This is a genomic window from Filimonas zeae (assembly GCF_014641615.1).
Lineage (GTDB): Bacteria > Bacteroidota > Bacteroidia > Chitinophagales > Chitinophagaceae > Filimonas > Filimonas zeae.
On sequence record NZ_BMIB01000002.1, the window covers coordinates 229594 to 248506 of the forward strand.

General features: G+C 47.3%; 10 protein-coding genes. All 10 read right to left on the minus strand.

The window, feature by feature from the left end; translation table 11 throughout:
* Positions 1-8 precede the first annotated feature (8 nt).
* Entirely contained in the window at positions 9-722 is a 714-nt protein-coding gene (locus IEY13_RS07795; RefSeq protein ID WP_229687782.1) for a peroxiredoxin-like family protein, read from the minus strand.
* A gap of 165 nt (positions 723-887) precedes the next feature.
* On the minus strand, positions 888-2291 hold the full coding sequence (locus tag IEY13_RS07800; protein ID WP_188951428.1) for an alpha-L-fucosidase: 1404 nt from the start codon (positions 2289-2291) through the stop codon (positions 888-890).
* 185 nt (positions 2292-2476) lie between these two features.
* Complete coding sequence (locus IEY13_RS07805; RefSeq protein WP_188951429.1) at positions 2477-3193, minus strand: DUF4998 domain-containing protein; 717 nt, start codon at positions 3191-3193, stop codon at positions 2477-2479.
* Between the two features lie 27 nt (positions 3194-3220).
* Positions 3221-4417, minus strand: a complete 1197-nt coding sequence (locus tag IEY13_RS07810) for a DUF5000 domain-containing lipoprotein (RefSeq protein WP_188951430.1) — start codon at positions 4415-4417, stop codon at positions 3221-3223.
* 24 nt (positions 4418-4441) lie between these two features.
* Positions 4442-6328, minus strand: a complete 1887-nt coding sequence (locus IEY13_RS07815) for a RagB/SusD family nutrient uptake outer membrane protein (protein ID WP_188951431.1) — start codon at positions 6326-6328, stop codon at positions 4442-4444.
* A gap of 27 nt (positions 6329-6355) precedes the next feature.
* Positions 6356-9490 (minus strand): SusC/RagA family TonB-linked outer membrane protein, encoded by a 3135-nt coding sequence (locus IEY13_RS07820; protein WP_188951432.1) that lies wholly within the window; start codon positions 9488-9490, stop codon positions 6356-6358.
* Between the two features lie 62 nt (positions 9491-9552).
* Entirely contained in the window at positions 9553-11289 is a 1737-nt protein-coding gene (locus IEY13_RS07825; RefSeq protein WP_188951433.1) for an alpha-L-fucosidase, read from the minus strand.
* Between the two features lie 202 nt (positions 11290-11491).
* Positions 11492-12856 (minus strand): RagB/SusD family nutrient uptake outer membrane protein, encoded by a 1365-nt coding sequence (locus tag IEY13_RS07830; RefSeq protein WP_188951434.1) that lies wholly within the window; start codon positions 12854-12856, stop codon positions 11492-11494.
* A gap of 30 nt (positions 12857-12886) precedes the next feature.
* Positions 12887-16006, minus strand: a complete 3120-nt coding sequence (locus IEY13_RS07835; protein WP_188951435.1) for a SusC/RagA family TonB-linked outer membrane protein — start codon at positions 16004-16006, stop codon at positions 12887-12889.
* 366 nt (positions 16007-16372) lie between these two features.
* On the minus strand, positions 16373-18892 hold the full coding sequence (locus tag IEY13_RS07840) for a hypothetical protein (protein WP_188951436.1): 2520 nt from the start codon (positions 18890-18892) through the stop codon (positions 16373-16375).
* Positions 18893-18913: the final 21 nt, after the last annotated feature.

The following is an 18913-nucleotide window of genomic DNA, read 5'->3' on the forward strand; positions in this document are numbered from 1 at the left end:
TCCCTGCGTTACAGGGCGTTAACAACACTACCCGCAGCCGCTTTTAACAATCCGGGCTGTAAACGTTGCTTAAAATCGGGGTTAATATATTCAAACTGTATTACGCCTTTTTTATCCAGTATAAACACCGCAGGCACGGGCAGCAACTGGTCAACATCTTTACCACCGGTGCCGGAAGACAGTATTTTCCAATACCCTTCCGGTGCCCTATAGGCAATACCAAACTGCCTGGCTACCGCCACATCTGCATCGGACAGCAGCGTATACCCCAGTTTGCCCTTTTCAGCAGACTGAGCCAGTTTTTCCGGCGCATCTGTACTTACCGCTATCAGCTGGTAACCCATTTTTTCCAGCTCCGGCGCAACCTCCTGCAAAGCCGACAGCTGTTTTGTACAATAAGGGCACCAGCCACCGCGGTAAAACACCAGTATGGTAGGTTTTTCGCCTGCGGCTTTGTTTACATCAAACATTTTGCCCTGCACATCGGGCAACACCGTTACCGGTATTTTTTCACCATACAGTAAAGGGCTTATATCTTCTGCCTTCTCTGGCAGCATGGCAGCTGCCTGTTTTGTGGTTGTTGCAGCCGCCATAGCAGACGATTGCATAGCAGGTTGTTTATGCTGCGCATGCGCCGTGTGTAGCAAACCAGCGCCCAGGAGGCAAAAGGTGGCTGCCATCATTCTTTGTACTGTTTTCCGGTCTTTACTTTTCATGATCATGTTTCCGTTTTAATACTACTACGAAAGTAAAGACGGGTACCGGCCACTATGTTATCTGTATTTCCCGTTGTGTTGCCGGTATTTCCCGAAGTGAAATACAATATGACGCAAACAAAAGGCCGGGCATTTGCATACCCGGCCTTTTAGCATTAATGGATAGTAAAACTATTTCTTCTCGTTATAAATACCCAGCTCTGCAATAGAAGGGGTACTGCGGTAGCTTTCCAGCCATATACGCACTTTACTGGCTTTTACAGTAGTAAAGCGATGTATTTTAACGCGGCCTTCTGCTTCGCCCTTTAACAGCGGCTTCCACGCACCGGACTGAAAGTATTCAATTTTGTAGCCACGGATATTGGGTCTTGATTCTGTAAGGGCAATGGCGTTAAAAGCTTGCTCTTTCTGCAGGTCTACCTCGTACCAGGGCTGTTGTACCTCGGGGTTAGATGTCCAGGAACTGCCAAAATCATCATCATTGGCAAAGTCCATAATATTCATATCAAAGCTCCAGCTGGAATTGGTGGGCTTACCATGCGCCAGGTTGTGCGATATAATGGGCGCATCTGTTTTGGTTAACGCAGGCAGCGGGCCGCTGTTTTTCCAGGTATTGCCTATTTCCTGCAGGGCAGCTATAGCATTGCTGTCTATAAGACCATCGCGGTTGGGGGCTACGTTTAAAATAAAATTGCAGCTTACCTTGTTCAGGGGATCTATATTTTCCTGTATCAGTTTAGCAGGCTCTTTTACCGGCTTCTCCGGAAAATTGGTTTTCCAGAACCAGGAGTCGTTTATAGGCAAACACGCCAGCGCAGGCATTCTGTTTTTTTCTTTGGATACACGTTGGCCGGCCCCCATCTCGTAGGTTTTAATATCGGTATAAAACATACCCTCAGCCGGATATTTGGCGCCATTCAAATCCATAAACAAACAATCGGGCTGTAACGATTTTACCAGTTTATAAATCTCTTCAAACGGCACATCATCGTAGCTGATGCGCGACCATGGAGCATCCCATCCATCTATAATCAGTGCTTCTATTTTACCATATTGGGTAAGCAGTTCTGTAATCTGCTTTTTAATCATAGCAATATGCTCCGGTGTAATAGAATTGGGGCGCAGCTTATGATGGGTATCCAGTATAGAATAATACAGCATTACCTTCAACCCGTTTTTACGAAACGCATCTACATACTCCTTTACCACATCTCTTTTAAAAGGACTGTTCATTACGTTATAACCGGTGCTTTTGGTATCCCAGATACAAAAGCCACTATGGTGCTTGGTAGTTAAGCAACCATAGGTCATATTAGCACTCAGCGCTGCTTTAGCCCACTGGTCGCAATTGAGTTTTTGCGGGTTGAATACAGATGGCGACATTTCAGGATCGGGCCAGTCCTGGTTGGCATACGTGGGAATGTTAAAATGAATAAACATTCCAAAACGCAGGTCTACAAATTGCTGTTGTAAGGTGTACAGCGGCGTAGCAGCCTGCTGCGCCTGAGCACGGGCGGTAGATGTGGCAGCGCAAGCCATCAAAAGGCTTATAGCTGCCAGAGACAATTTCCTCATAAATTAATCTGTTCGTTACAGTAGCTAAGTTACCGGCAGTATGGAGTAGCGCTTGTTAATACATACTAAAGGTTAGTGCTAACGCCGGCCATTAAACCGGATAATAGATAAGCTTTACCGACACCTGTTAATGAAGTATAAACGGCCCCTTGCTATGCTGCTGCAAAGGGCCGTTTATGAAAATATTACGGTATGGTTATGGTTTCCGGTGCAGCGCTCAACGTATCCAGTGCCTGCTTTTGGGGCAAATACAAGGTGGTGTAAGTAAGTGTGCCGCCGGGTGTAAACTTCTCAAAAACAAAAGACAGGCTGGTGGCGCTTGCTGCCGCATCAGCCGGTAAAACTTTCGTTTGCTGGTTTCCATCTGCATCGGTATAAGTTGCGCTTACCCCCACAATACCATCCAGGTAAAAAGGGCTCCATACCACCAGGGCCGAGCTATAAGGTGGCGCCGCAGGTATTATTTGCTTATGCACCACACTCCAGTTCAATAACGCTTCTTCATACCTTTCGCCCAGGGCACGGCCAGAGGCCGATACGCCAATGGAGCGGTTGCCCTGTTTGTTAAACGTAAACACTTCAAACGTGTAAGGCTTTTCTTCCAAACCAGCTACAATGGCTTTTACCGTATCAGGCCGCTGAGCAGCATCTATTGCCACGTCCATAGAATCAGATCTGTTGTTCCAGTATATACGGGCTTTTACTACAGAAGGGTCGGAACTGACTATCCACGATAATCCCGCGCGGTACCTGCCGGTAGCTACCTTCAGCGAATCTATCTTTGCAGGATAAATTTGCGGGCCGCTTTCCAGGAACTCTTTATAATCGTCAGACTTAGTGCAGGAGCTAACCGCTGCGGATAACAATACTGCAACAGCGCCTGCCAGATACATTGATTTCATACGTAATTAATTTTTCTGTTAAAGAAATCAGGGCTGCCCCCAGAAAGATACTTCTGCAATATTGCAGGCTGCATTGGTATAGGTTTCCAGTATTTTAAAGCGGATATACTTTACAGCAGGTTTATCCAAAGGAATGGATATCTCTTCTCCCCTGGCAGCCGCGGCAATATCATCCTGCGACACCTGGCCCAGCGGCAGGCCAGAAGGTTTAACTACTTCATGCGTAGCCAGCAGTACCCAGTTGGTAAAACTGCCATCTGCGGCAGGGTTATCAGCACAGCCCCATACTTCAAACTTTTTAGGATTGTTTTGTGCATATGCCCAGTCCTGCGGCGGGTCCTGGCGGTGCCAGGCCGTCATGCGGCTCAGTTGTACCTTCACCCCCAGATCAAACGTAAACCACATAGGAAAAGGTTTAGACTGGGTATGAAAAAAACCACCTATTACGCCGCCTTTAACAATGCCATCCCACAGGTTACGCATAGGCAGGCCCCAGTCGTCTTTTACATCTCCAGGCAGGTCAACCTGGCGAAAGAGCGATTTATCCAGAAACTTCTCGTACAGCGGTTTAAAATCACCCTTCAGCGTATCGGATACGTTGCCAAACCGGTCTCTTACATAAAAGCCCATTTTATACACCATACTGTCAAAACCGCGCAGCGAGTAGGTTTCTGCTGCCAGTTGCGAGTAATGCGAATTTTCTATCCGGTAAACCCCGGCAGAATCGCGCAGGCTTATAATAGCCAGATCGGCTTTGGCCGCATTGGCAAAAGAAACGCTTACCCCACCAAAGTCGTTCAGCACCTTTAGGGTGCGAAAGGTGGCTATTACCGGCGGTGTAAGCGGTTTTACAGTAACTATAAGCGGGGCAGATGGCTCATCGCCCTGGTTTACCACCGTCAAAGCAACCTTATGCTCCAGCGTATCGCCAAAGCCATCTGCCAGCAGACTATTATCGTAGTAAGAAGCTTTTACTTCCCGTTTTACACCAGGCCTTATTTCGTACTCTGCTTTTACATACAGCACATTATTATCGCCTGGTAGCGAATAACTGATTTTAGCACTGCCGGGCAGGTTGGTTACCGCTGCTGTTTTCAGTGGCTGTGGTGCACCTGCCCCATTGTACAGCGAGGAACGCTCCTCTTTTTTACAGGCGGCAAAAGCAAGGGCAGCTGCTATGCAGGCAGCACCGTAAGTAGATACCGTATTTATATAAAATTTCATTGCATGCATTTTTAAATTAAAATACTACCATCCGGGGTTTTGCACCAGGTTGGGGTTTACCAGAATATCCTGGTCAGCCAGGGGCCACAGGTAATTACGCAACTCAAAGGTTTGGTTAAACAATACTACCGGCAGGTAATACTTTGCAGGGTCTGCCTCGGGCAGGTTCCAGCCTGTTATGGTTTTATTCATTTCAACGGAAGCTCTTTTCCAGCGCAGCAGATCCCAGTAGCGGCTGCCTTCAAAAGCCAGCTCAATCAAACGCTCCTGCTGTATAATATCCCGGAAACCTGTTTTGGTGGTATACTTCAAAGGTGTGCGCGAAAAGTTAGTCCACGCATCCTGTACCGGGGCAATACCTGCACGCTCTCTTACCAGGTTAATATATTGGTAGGCTTCTGCAGATGGCGTATTACCCGCTTCATTCAAAGCCTCGGCATACAGCAAATACAAATCGGCCAGGCGAAACATAGGCCAGGGGTAAGGTTCGGTAGAAGAACTTTGCCCTTCGTTAATTACATACTTCCAGCTGGCTATCTTTTTGGCAAACATACCGGTAAGGGAATATTCAGTACCCTTTTGCGATTGGGGCATACCCCAGCGGGCCATTACATTCCAGGTATTGCTCTGCATAAACCATCTGGCGCCGTCAAAAGCTATATCTGCATAGTAACGGGGCTCGCGGCCTATATTCAGCGCAGCGGTGGGGTAACCTGCCATCATAATTTCGCCATCGGCAGCGGGCACTGCAGTTACTTTATACCGGCCGGCATAATCCCATGTTTTGTCCTCATTAACAGGCACACCGTTTTTAGTATAAAACTGCTCTGCAACTTTAAGCGTTGGCGCCATTACTCCCAAAGGATCGTTGTTGCCGGAGCGTGAGGGATCGAGCCGCGGGCAGGCCAGCCTTTGTTCATACACACCAGCGGCGCTGTTAGAGGCGCCCCATATCAGTTCCTGATTCCATTTACCACACACCGCATTGCGGATATCCATCTGCACCTTCAGTGTGGGCGATAATGCGGTACCTACTTCGTTAAAATGATACAGGCTGATGCCTGCCGCCTGGCAGGTGTCTATAGCCTGCTTACAGGCAGTGGCAGCACGCTGCCATTTAGCCGCATCGTAAGTAGTATTAACAAGTGCTGCCCCATTGCGGTTTTTGAAGTTGGTATAATCTGTATTACCATTGAACAAAGGGCTGGCAGCTGTTACCAGCATACGTGCTTTTACCGATAAAGCAACGGGCACCGTAACCCTGCCCAGCTCGTCAATAGTATTGGTAATTTTCATGGGCAGGTTTTTAGCCGCTTCATCCATCAGCGCGGCACAATAGTTTACTACCGAATCAACCGGCTGCCTGAATACCTTTACTTCTTCAATAGAAGCTGTAATGGGCAGGTTTTTATCAACTACAGGAACGGGGCCGTACATGCGCAGCAGATACCAGTGGTAATAGGCTTTCAGAAATTTTACTTCGGCCACCCACCGCTGTTTCATATAAGGTTCCAGATCGGCTACATTGTCTACATTATCTAAAAAAATATTACAGTCGCGTATGCCCTGGTACAACTGACTCCAGTAGGCCATATAGGGATTGCTGGAGTTCTGGTTACCCATGGCAATATTAATAGCCGATGCACTTACCGATCGGAAGCTGAGGCTCAGCCACACCTCATCGCCGCTACCCAGGGCGGGGTTGGTGCCAAAATTGGCTTCGCCGGGAATGTAGGAGTAACAGGTTGCCAGGTATTTTTCAGCTTCCTGGCGTAGTTTAAAAGCGTTATCAATAGTGGGTATATTATCAGGTACTATGTCCAGGTATCTTCTGCAGCTGCTGATGGTAATACCGCAGGCCAGCAGCGGTAACAGCAGTGCTTTGCGTGAAAAAACAGATAGCGGGTTCATATATATAAGTTTACAGTGGTATAAATATTAAAATCCGAAATTGACACCGGCGTTAAACACGCGCTGCACGGGATACCCCAGGCCATTGCCGCCCATTTCAGGATCCCATAGTTTAAAGCTGCTGATGGCAAAGAAATTAGAACCGTTGAGGTATATACGCATGTTGGAAAAGCGCAGCCGCTCCAGCAATCCTTTTTTAGGAAAGGTATACCCCAGTTCCACTGTTTTTAAACGCAGAAAAGAACCGCTGCGCATCCACCAGGTACTGTTCCAGGCATTGTTCTGTATGGTCTGATCGCTCAGGCGTGGCCAGAAGGCGTAGATATCGCGGTTGTCTTCAGACCAGTGACTTTCTGCAATAGCGCTTAACAGTCCGTTCTGGCTGCCTTCGTTCAGCCTGAAAGGCTGCACACTGTTATTATCTACAAAAAAGGAAGAACGGGCACTGCCCTGGAAGAAGGCACTGAAATCGAAGTTTTTTACACCACAGGAAAAGCCAAAGCCATATATAATTTCAGGCACCGTAGGCAGGCCCACAGGTACGTTATCGGCTGTTTCTATTTCGCCATCCCCGTTTACATCGCGATACTTCAGATCGCCACCTTTTACCTCGCCAAAGTTCTGGCGGGGCGAGTTGGCTACTTCTTTATCATCAATAAACAACCGCTCTGCTATCAGGCCCCATTGCTGCGACAGTGAGTGGCCTTTGCGCGAGCGCCAGTATTCCGGGTACGCGGGCTCATCCGTAACCAGCAGCTTGCTGGCTGCATAGGTAAAGTTGGCGCGGCCGGTAATCCATACCGCTTTGCTGAGCGATTTATTATAATCCAGCTGTACATCAATACCCTTGCCTTCTGCCTCACCTATATTGGCACGTATGGGTGCCGTTAAGCCCATGGTAGATGGTACATACGCCCGGTCCATCAGAATATTGGTACGGTGCTCTTTATACAAATCAACCGTTATTTCCAGGGCATTAAACAGGCGGGCATCAAAACCTATGTTGGTTTTATACGCTTTTTCCCAACCAATTTCAGTATTGGAATAACGGGTTACCGCAATGGTATTATAGATTTTAGAGAAGTTTTCGCCAAACGCAACGGGTCTGGCTGTGTTGCTCATATTAACATTGGACAGGTAGAAGAAACGATCGGTAGAATCGCCAATCTGATCGTTACCTACCATGCCGTAAGTGGCGCGTAATTTTAATCGGTTTACCACACCGGATACGGGTTCCCAAAACTTTTCGCTGTGCACATTCCAGGCTACCCCAACCGAGGGAAAGAAGCCGTAGCGGTTGTTTTTGGCAAAACGCTCAGATCCGTTGTAGCCAAAGTTAAATTCCGCCAGGTAACGGTTATCGTAGCCATAGGTAAAGCGGCCCGACATGCCCTGGTTGCGGTAAGGCAGTGAGGTTTGCAGATCGTTGGCCGCAGCATTCAGCTGGCTGCGCATGGTGCCTATTAACATACCCGACACTGCATGTTTGTTAAAGATGCGGTTGTAGTTTACAGATGCCTGGGCATAACCAATAGTGCTGAGTATTTTAGAGCCGGGTACATAAGAAAGGTATTCGGTACCATTATCGTTAAGCCTGCTTAACACCGGCTGTTTGGTACCGGGTGCATAAGCGAAACTATAATAAAACGGTGTATACCTGCGGGATACATCGAAATACGCAAAACGCTGCGTATACGCCATAAAGGTGGCAGAAAGCCCTTTGGTAATAAAGGAAAAATCCTGCTTAAAATCCAGCTGCGCTACCATGGTAGAGGTATTGTAATCCTGATATCCGGATACTGCCCTGGCGTACGGATTTTCAAACAGGGTGGTGCCCGAACCTGTTAAGGCATTACCAAATAAAGGGTGGCTGATATTGGGTGCAAAAGATGCGGGATAAATGGCCGGAAACCTTACAGGGTTGGAATGCAGCACCCTGTCAAAAATAAGCGCCCCACCACCTACCGGGCCGCGGTAATCATCAAACTGTCCATACGTACGGATAGCCATTTCCGTACTTTTGGTAACGTTGATGAATATGTTAGAGCGTATGGAATAGTTGCGCAGTTTAATGTTGCTGTTAAAGTTGTTCAGCTTATCAATTTTAAGAATACCATTATCCGTATTCATAGTACCTGCTACATAATAACGGGCAATTTTACCACCGCCGCTCAGGTTTACGTTGGCACGTGTGTTAAGGGTTCTGTCTTTAATCAGCGTTTTCATCCAGTTATTACTGGGGTATAAATAAGGGTCTGCCCCGGCAGCGGTCTGGTCAATTTTTTCCTGTGCGTAAGGTGCGGCAATCAGCGGATAACGGGTTAACACCGCTTCATTTGCCAGCTTCATATACGTAATATTATCGGCCAGTTTAAAATTGCGGGTGTTGCCGGATAAAGAGCTTTCTAAGCGCACATTAAACTGCGCTTTACCCTCCCTACCTAGTTTGGTGGTAACCAGTATAACGCCGTTAGCGCCCCGGGCGCCATACAGCGATGATGCCGTAGCATCTTTCAGTACAGAAAAGCCGGAAATATCATCGGGCTGCAGGCGGGCCAGATCGTTGGTGGTAGATTCCATACCATCAATCAGAATAAGCGGGTTTACTTTGCCTGAGCCAAAAGTGGTAACGCCGCGGATGAAAAAGTTAGCGTTATCCTGCCCAGGCTCGCCACTGCGCTGGTAGGCAATAACCCCCGATATGCGGCCGGCCAGCATGGTGGTAAGGTTACTGGTAGGCCCTTTCAATTCACGCGGGTCAAGTGTGGTAATAGAACTTACCATGCTCGATTTTTTCTGCGTGCCATAGGCTACCACAGCCACACCATCCAGTGCAGAGGCTACAGACTGCATCAATACATTAATGTTATTCTCGCCCCTTATCTCTACCTCTTTTGTTTCAAAACCAATAAAAGAAAATAACAGGGTGCCATTAGAAGGCGCTTTAATAGCATACTGCCCTTTAGCATTGGTGCGGGCCGTTTTGGCAGGGTTACCTTTTACGGTAATGGTAACGCCTTCCAGCACGCTGGTGTCGGTACTTACAGAGCCACTAACAATAATGTCGTTGGTTTGTGCTACAGCACCTGTGCCCTGTAACCAAAAGAATACAGCCAGCAGCAGGCATACTCTTCTACTAACAAAAGCATAATACTTCGTCATAAGACAAGTGTGTTTTGGTGAATAAATAAAAGCAGTTTGTTTTTTCTATGGCAGCCTCCGTTTTACGGAAGCAAAGTCATCGTTACTTTTTTCAGATTTATAGCTTCCCAGCCCTCAGCGCGGGGTTTAATAGCAAAGCGGTAGTTACCAGGTTCCCTAACAGTAATGGTGCCCAGTTTAAAAAGCTGGTAAGTATTATAATCGCCCGTAGCGGTAACAGCCCCCGCCTGCTCCTTACCTTCCATACCCCATACAAACGCACTGTTAGCGGCAGGGGTAGCAACTTCTGCCTGTACACGGTAAGTACCCGGCGTGGTTACAAAAAAAAGCCAGGATGCCCAGTCGGCAGCATGCGTCCAGAAACCAATGTTCTGCTCTTCTCCCCCTTCAATACGTACATCCGGCTGCTTTCTGCGCGAATGCAGATCGGCCATGGCAGCAGGCAACTCCAGCGTGCCATCTGCCGCCTGCGTAACAGGCAAATCAGCCACAGCCAGTGTTCCGGTAGTTTCCAGGCGTATAACCGGTATTACCATATGCTGCGGCAGGGCAGACAAATCAATAGTATAACCTTCTGTTGTTTTTTTCCAGGGCAGCTGCTTACCCGTAGCTAAAGCGGTGGCAGTAGTAACAGTTGTCTGCAACCCCGGTATCTCCAGCTGGTCGCTGGCGGGCCGGTTAAAGATGTGCAGAAACAATGTATTGCCATGGGTGGTTGATTTTACCGTACATCTGCCCCAGGAAAGTTTTTTAAAAGGGCTTGCTGATGTGCCATAAATAGCTTCGCTGTTCACCTTCATCCAGGCACCTATTGCCTGTAAACGATCCTGAATAGGCTGCGGAAAAGCACCGGATGCTTCCGGCCCTACATTCAGCAGATAGTTACCACCTTTAGAAGTAACATCTACCAGGTTGCGGATGAGCTCTGTACTGGTTTTCCAGTTATGATCGGTTGATTTATAGCCCCAGGTATCATTCATGGTCATACAGGTTTCCCAGTTCCTGTTTTTTAAACCGGTGGCCGGTACATATTGTTCCGGTGTGGTTATATCACCCTTTACATCGCCTCCCAGCCTGTCGTTGGTTATAATGCCGGGTTGCAGCTGCTGTACTATGGCAGTAAACTTAGCAGCCCTTTCCGGGGTCATGCCCGTGGGCACATCCCACCACAACTCAGCTACATCACCATAGTTAGAAAGGATTTCGCGTACCTGCGGGGCAGCTACTTTATCAATATACTCATCCATATTGCCCCGCTGGGTATCATCCCAATAGCCATAGGCAGCAGCACCGCCGGGGTGGTACCAGTCGTTTGCCTGGGAATAATAAAAACCCAGCTTCATACCCTGCCGGCGGCAGGCTTCGGCCAGCGGCTTCAGCAAATCTTTACCGTAAGGGGTTGCCTTTACTACACTCCAGTTGCTAAACTGTGTATTAAATAAAGCAAAGCCATCATGATGCTTGGTGGTTACTACTATATACTTCATACCAGCTTCGCGCGCCATGCGCACCCAGGCTTCCGGATCGTACTTATCGGGGTTAAACTGCTTTGCAAAAGCAGCGTACTCTGCACGTGGTATATGTGCATCCTGCATAATCCACTCCCCCAGCCCATCTACACGCCCGCCATTTCTAATACCTGCCGGTACAGAATATACCCCCCAGTGAATAAACATACCAAAGCGGGCTTTGTGCCACCAGTCCATTTTATCTGCCGCTATTTTTTGCTGGGCAATAACAGGTTTGTGTAAAAACAGAGTGGCGAGTAACAGCCCTCCGCGCAGGAAGGATTTGTTCATAATTATGCAGGTTCTGGTTGTGTTAATGATGTTTTAAAGTTATTCAGCGTTGGTTTCGAAGGCTGTCAACAAACCCTAAACGGAATGTTAACAGAATTTAAACGACCGCTAATCATTCAAACACAGCCGTAAACATACCCACATAAAAAAAGCTGCCTCCGGGATACGGAAGCAGCTTTTTTAACCTGTTTGTATTTATGGTTTATTGATATCCATCGTTCTGCGACAGATTGGTGTTAACTCTCCTTTCTCTTTGCGGCACAGGAAACACCAGGTTGTTGGCATTCCACGCTATATTACCTACAGATTGCTGCAGCCTTTTGGCATCGTGCAGGCCAAAGCCTTCAAACGCCAGTTCCAGCTTTCGCTCCAGCAGTATTTTAGCCAGGGTAAGGTCTGCCGCGTTATAAAGCGCAAGGTTAGCCCGGTCGCGTATTGTATTTATATCATCTACCGGTGCAGCGCCAACAGCAGTACCTTGCCTGAAATTAGCTTCTGCCCTTATCAGGTACATTTCGGCCAGGCGTATAATATGTACGTTACCATACAGATTATCAAACTTGCCCGTAAAAACAGAACCTCCCGAGTTGTAAAACAAATTCAGGCGATCATCATCCGCTTCATACAAATTCAGGTGTGCATCTTCAATCTGAATATCACCACGGCCCAGCGGAGAATAAAAAGTTTGAAAATCGTTGGTACCCGAACTGGAGGTTATCTGCATAGCAAATACATCTTCCGTAGTATTAGCCACAGCACCGGCCATACCACCCGGAAAGGGAAAAGCCGCCTCGTAGGTACCAGTAAGGCGAAATGCGTTTGAGGCAATTACCTTATTAGCCTGCACGGCAGCTTTGGCATAATCGCCCTGCTGCAGATATATGCGGGCCAGCATGGCTGATGCAGCCAGGCTGCTGGCATAAAAGCCATTGGTAGGCGGCAGCAGGGTTTCTGCATCTGTAAGGTCGCTTATTACCTGTGCATATACCGCCGCTACGGTAGCGCGGGGTACTTTGCTGGAATCGGTAATAGAACGGGTAGGTGTTAACACAATTGGCACACCTGCATTAGCAGCCGGGTTACCATCGTTCCAGGATTTGGCAAATACACGCACCAGATCAAACAATACCGATCCACGTATAAACTTTGCCTGCCCTTCCATGTCATCGCGGGTATCTTCATCCTTAATAACATCTAAGGCAGATAACACATTATTTACATCGTTAATAGCGCGGTAGCCCGATAGCCATACATTGGCTATGTAAGAGTTATCAACCGGAATGGCCTTGTTATACACCTGCGTCATAGCGCCAAATGTGCCCGACCAGTTTATTTCTGTAGTAGCAGCCATCAAATCGCCCAGTATAAATATATCACCGCCATAGAGGTAAGCATTACCTAAATCGTCATAAGCGCCTACCATCGCAATTTTCACATCTGAAGTAGTAGCCAGGGCCGCCTCGTTGCTGATAGATTCTGTGGGTATGGTATCCAGCTTTTTACTGCATGCAGCAACGGTAAAAACAGCAGCCGCACAAAGTATATATAAGTTCTTTACGTATTTCATGTTTCTTCCTTTAAAGTGAACGCTGCGTGTTTATAAACCTATGTTAACACCAAACACAATGGTTTTGGCCTGTGGGGCAGAGTAAAAATCGTTACCCAGGTTAATATTACTAGCCTGGTAGTCGGAGTTTACTTCGGGGTCCCAGCCCTCATACTTCGTAATGGTAAACAGGTTTTGCGCCCTTGCATACACGCGCACCCTATCCAGCCCAATCTGGTTTAACAGCGTGCGTGGCAGGTTATAACCCAGTGTTACGGCTTTTACACGTAAATAAGAACCACTGCTGATATACCTGCTGGAAGGGTCAGTACCATTGGGATAAAACAAACGCGCCTCAGGTATCATGGTAATATCACCCGGATTTTTCCAGGCAGCCAGCTGATCTACTGTTTGGTTATCAAAACCATTGCTGCCGCTGGCACTCATGTACGTACCTGCCTTGTTAAAAATCTGATTGCCATTTACGCCCTGTAATAACACATCCAGGTCAAAACCTTTATAACTTACGGTGTTACCAAAACCATATATAAACTTAGGGTTAGGGTTGCCTATTACTACGTCTGTAGCCGCATTATAGTCGTTGGTAGTAGCGCGGTCGCGCGTGCCATCAGCTTTAACCGTATTGGTAATATACAAGGCATCGCCATTAGCAGGGTCTGCACCGGCAAACTCCCTGGCCACAAACACACCCAGTGCTTCCCCTTCGCGGGCGCGGTTAACACTGTTACCCAGCTCCTGGCCGCCCAGGTTGGTAATCTTATTTTTATTGGCAGAAAAGTTTAGGGTTGAAGTCCACCTGAAATTACGCGTTTGAATATTGGTAGTGTTTAAGGTTATTTCTATGCCTTTGTTGGTAAGGTTACCCACGTTTTTATACTGGGTAGAAAAGCCGGAAGTACCTGGCACTTCCACACTCAGAATAAGATCTTTGGTTTTACGCTGGTACACTTCTACCTCAAACCCTATACGGCTTTGCAGTATACTACCTTCCACACCAATATCCGCACCGGTAGAGGTTTCCCATTTTAAATCGGGGTTGGCAATCTGTACTGGCTTCTGCCCTGCCTGGCCACCATAAGCAGCATCGCCGGTATATAACCCTCTGGAAGCAAAATCACTGATATTATCATTACCTGTTACACCATAGCTGGCTTTCAGTTTTAAAAAGCTCAGCCATTTTTCACCTTTTAAAAAGTTTTCTTCCGTAAGCACCCAGCCTGCTGATACTGCCGGGAAAAAGCCATAGCGGTTATTGGTACCAAAGCGCGATGAGCCATCTATGCGCCCGCTTACACCCAGCAGGTATTTATTGGCAAACTTATAACTGGCCCTGAGAAAGTAAGAAAGCAGCGTGTTACTGGTAGAGCCGCTGCTGGCATCTGTTTTAGAAGCTGCACTGGACAGCGTTTTATAAGCATCGCTGGGAAACTGTTCGCCCGTGGCAGTACTGTACACCATTTGCCGGTTCTGATAACTCATACCCAGCGTGGCATCCAGGCTGTGCACGGTACCGAATGTTTTAGCATATTGAAAATAGTTGTTGGTATTCAGGTTCAGCATTTCGGTGGTAGCATAAGTGCCATTACCATTAGCTACACCGGTGTTGCGTGCAGTAAGTTTGCCATAATAACTTTCTTCTGTCTGGTTCAGCTGATCTATACCCAGCTCTGTACGAAAGGTAAGGCCATTTAGCAGGTTGGCGTTTAAGTACGCATTACCAATGGTTCTGTTTACCAGTGTATGATAAAAAGCATTGTCTACATTCAGCAGCGGATTATAGTATACCGGATAATTGGTATTAGGCGCATCAGTAGCCAGATCCAGCGCGCCGCTCAGTAAACCCGTACGCGGGTCAATAACCGGCGTAATGGGCGATAAAGCAATAATCTGCAACGGAGTAGAAAAAGCATTATCGTTAGATACGCGGTAGTTTAACGAGCGGGCATAACTAAGGTTGGCACCGGCGGTAAGCCAGTTTTTCAACTTATGTTCTATGTTCAGCCTGCCGGAATATCTTTTATAGCTGTTGCCTATAAGTATGCCTTTCTGGTTCAGATACTGGCCGGAAAAGAATACTTTGGTTTTATCATTACCACCCGTAACACTCATATCGTATTGCGATATGGGGGCTGTTCTGAACACCTCATCCTGCCAGTCAGTATTTACCGCACCGGTTTCCCAGGTGTTTTCACCTGCTGCATAGCGCGTAAAACGACTGGGGATATACGACTCATAATCTTCAATAGCCTCCTGCAAAGTATTAAAGTAACCTGCCGCATAATCCAGTTTGGCAGCACCCAACCCCGCCTGCTTAAAGTAATTCACATATTCGGTAGCATTCATAAACTTTCTTCTGCCGGTAGCACGCTGGTTGCCATGATAGTAACCCAGTTCCAGCTTAGAAGTACCTGCTTTGCCTTTTTTGGTGGTAATAAGTACCACGCCGTTTGAGCCACGCGAGCCGTAGATGGCTGCAGCAGAAGCATCTTTTAATATTTCTACCGATTCAATATCGTTCATATTCAAATCGGCCAGTGCATTGGTAGGCGCAATAGTGCTGCTCAGGTCGTCTGTAGTAATAGGTATACCATCCACCACATATAAGGGTTCGTTACCTGCTGTAACAGAACTGGCACCCCGTATACGTATGTTTATACCCTGCCCCAGTTTACCATTCTGCTGGTTTACCTGCACACCGGCAGCCCGGCCCTGCAGGGCGCTTTCAAAACTGGTGGCGGGTGTATTGGCAATATCTTTACTCTGCACTTTTACTACCGAACCGGTAACATCGCGCCGGCTTTTGGTGCCGTAGCCTACCACCACTATTTCTCCTAAAGTTTCGCCAGACTGCTCCAGGCTAACCGTAACAGGTGCGGCACCATTTAACGCTACTGTTTGCGCAGCATACCCCACATAAGTAACTTCCAGTTGCCGGGTTCTGGCATCTACCGTAATACTAAAACTGCCATCAGCAGCTGACACTACAGAGGCTTTACCACCCCTGGCGTGTACCGTAGCGCCCTGTATAGGCGTGCCATCTTTTGAATCTGTTATTTTTCCTTTTACTTCTTTAGATTGGGCCAACGCCCCGGTTGCTGCCATCAATAACAGCACGCAAAGACCCATTAGCATGGATAACTGTTTTCTCATTTGCATCATATTTAAAAAGGAGAACTAAAAGCCTGAATAAACAGGTAATATGTAGGTATACCCTCAGGTAGCTGACGGCAGATGGTTGCTATAAAGCGAAAGAAAACGTTGGAATAATGAAACGGATAAATAGCCCGGATTTACGCTAACCGGCGTTTTTTTTCTCATGTGCATTGTAAAGACGTTTTGGTATAAAACAGTTAGTTGAAAGCCAGAATGTGCATTACTATATTATGTATGTAATTTAGGAAAATATTCACAAACAAGCAGAAGAAAACAGAAAAATCAACAGGAACATTCAAAAAAAGAAGGAACACCAAATCCGCAATCACACATATTGTTTTTATTAATATTCACAAAAACGAACTACTGCCGGATGACAAACTTCAGGTTAACGCTTTCCAACAACTCCATATCTGCCGCAACGGTAAAGCTTATTTTATCCGGCTTTGCCGTTATACCCAGTCTGGAAAGCTGTTCGGCATCTAAACAGGCAGTATACCTGCCGGGCGCAACATTGCTAAAGCTGAAAAAACCATCTGCTTCTGTAACAGTCTGCCCTGCCAGGCTTCCATCTTCATGGAAGTACTGTACTTTTATTCTTCCCTTTCCTTTGCGTATACTGCCTTCTTCCACTACAACAGAACCCGCCACTTCTTCCCTTACCACTACCGGCACTTCTATTCTTTTAAACAGGTTAGGGTCTGCCATAATGTTCATGGATTTGTAAGCAAGATGCAGGGTTATACTGTTGAAAGCTTCTGTAAACCTTACCAGATAGGCAGCATAGGGTTCCAGATTATATACCAGTATACTGGTATCACTATAGTTATGTTTTACTGTACCTGCATTTATAGTTACGCCCAGCCCGGCCACTGCGGGTTCTCCGGCATCGCGCTTTCCGTTGCCATTCTTATCCAGAAAAGGTAATAGTACCATCCCGGCCCGGCCTACCACTGAACGGTTGCCGGTTTGTATGCTACCGGTTCCATTGCCCGGCATAATGCTGCCGCCGGCATTTTGCACATATGCAGTAGCACCATTACTGCGCCTTACCGATGCGCCGGTTTGTGCAAAAGAAAAATCAAACCGCAGGCCTATGCCTACACTTTCAAAACTGCTTTTCCAGTTCTTTTCGTAAAACATATTTATATACCCCCTGCCGGTAAGGTATTTACCAATTTCTGCCTTGGCGCTTATCAGTTTAGCAGCCGCATATTCGTATTGCAGTTGCGGGGTAAACAAACATTGCAATGGCAGCCGCACAGTGGTAGAAAAGTTAGTGTATACATAGGGTTTGGGCGATTGTGTGTACAAAGCATACGTGGTTATATTGGCGCTGGCCCCCAATACCACACCGGAGAAAAGGGCTTCCAGTGTAGTGTATTGTAAACCGGTGCCTTTTACAGCAGGCAACACCGCCTGCCACGCGCTGAAACGGGTAAAGGCAGAAATTTTTGATTTGCGGAACGGGTAAGCAACCATCAGCTTTCTTTCTTCCTCGTAGGTAATATTAATAGCGGTTTGCCCAGGTGCATACCGTATATAATTCAGTTCTACCTGTAAATCGGAAGGCAGGCGGTAGTTCAACAGCGCCCTGCTTCTTACCCCATGTGTATACTCGCCATACAACATAATTTTACTGGTTAGCATAAGGGAGGCATGCAAAAAAGGCATTTTTGAGCCGGATTGTACAGAGGAAAGATATTCCATACCGGCGCCTATGGTAAAACGCCGTCCCAGTCCGTAATCTACCACGGCCCTGCCCAGCTTACTACCAACGGTATCTTCTACCACACCGGCGCTTACGGTATATTCTAACCGGCCCTGTGGCAGAAAATTAAAAGGGATATTGATATTCTGTTCGCGAAAACGTTCTTCGCCCCAGGGGCTGTAGTATCGTAATTTAATAAGGGAGTTGCCATACACCAGCGGCACATCAAAAGTAAAAAAGCCCGCCGCGTCTGCCTGTACATAGTTTACCAGTACGTTGTTAATATACAATTCCACCATCCATCCGGGCTCGGTACGGTCGCTAAGCCGGTAGCTGCCAAAGGAGCGGCGGTAAGTGGCGGGTGCATTGGTAAACTGTACCCCTACCACCGGCATAAACACAGAGGAGGTTTGCTGCGGAAAAATTTTACCCGCCATTATCTGGCTAAACACCCGGTTATGCTGGTTTACGCGCCGCCACTGGTAAAACTGCTGACGCTCTGTAAAAGGGATGCGGTTGCTGTAGTTAAGCAGCACATTGGTTTCGCCCCCTGCCACCACGGCCCCCATAGCCAGGCTTAACCGGGTATCTGCCGGTGCATCGGAGTACTGTGTGGTAATTACATTCCAGTCTGCCATACCCCCGGCAAACAGCGGGTACTGCCGTTGAATAGTGGTATCTGCTTTTTCTTCTCCCCTTAAGCGGTCCAGATTTTTACGCATGGCCTCTTCCCGCATCTGGCGCATTACCGGCAACTCCAGTGTTGTTTGCAGCACTACAGAAAGGCTGCGGAAATTAAACTTCCATTTAAGGGCAAATACAGTTTCAAAGTAATCCAGCCGCAGATAAATATGATTATCGGTACGTATCAATCCATCCTGATGCAACGCTGTTTTCTTTTGCTGAAACCAGATATAGTTTTCAGCCGTGTTGATCTGATATACTGCTGCCGGATGTATAAAAAAGCCACTGATAGAATCCATACGGGGCGACAGGGTGTTTTTAATCTGCAAAAAATCGAATACAGCCGTTACAGACAAGTAAGGCACATCATTATATATAACAGCGGGTACTTCCATGCTGCCCACACCGGGCACTGTTGCGTACATGGTAATTTCATCAAACACAGGCGCAGGGTGCGCCTTTGCCATACCGCAGCAAAACAGCAGCATACAGGGCAGCAGCTTTTTCCA

Coding starts and splice junctions, on each gene's coding strand:
- IEY13_RS07815 (WP_188951431.1), bottom strand. CDS start 6,328: ATGAACCCGCTATCTGTTTTTTCACGCAAAGCACTGCTGTTACCGCTG.
- IEY13_RS07820 (WP_188951432.1), bottom strand. CDS start 9,490: ATGACGAAGTATTATGCTTTTGTTAGTAGAAGAGTATGCCTGCTGCTG.
- IEY13_RS07810 (WP_188951430.1), bottom strand. CDS start 4,417: ATGAAATTTTATATAAATACGGTATCTACTTACGGTGCTGCCTGCATA.
- IEY13_RS07835 (WP_188951435.1), bottom strand. CDS start 16,006: ATGAGAAAACAGTTATCCATGCTAATGGGTCTTTGCGTGCTGTTATTG.
- IEY13_RS07805 (WP_188951429.1), bottom strand. CDS start 3,193: ATGAAATCAATGTATCTGGCAGGCGCTGTTGCAGTATTGTTATCCGCA.
- IEY13_RS07830 (WP_188951434.1), bottom strand. CDS start 12,856: ATGAAATACGTAAAGAACTTATATATACTTTGTGCGGCTGCTGTTTTT.
- IEY13_RS07840 (WP_188951436.1), bottom strand. CDS start 18,892: ATGCTGCTGTTTTGCTGCGGTATGGCAAAGGCGCACCCTGCGCCTGTG.
- IEY13_RS07825 (WP_188951433.1), bottom strand. CDS start 11,289: ATGAACAAATCCTTCCTGCGCGGAGGGCTGTTACTCGCCACTCTGTTT.
- IEY13_RS07800 (WP_188951428.1), bottom strand. CDS start 2,291: ATGAGGAAATTGTCTCTGGCAGCTATAAGCCTTTTGATGGCTTGCGCT.
- IEY13_RS07795 (WP_229687782.1), bottom strand. CDS start 722: ATGATCATGAAAAGTAAAGACCGGAAAACAGTACAAAGAATGATGGCA.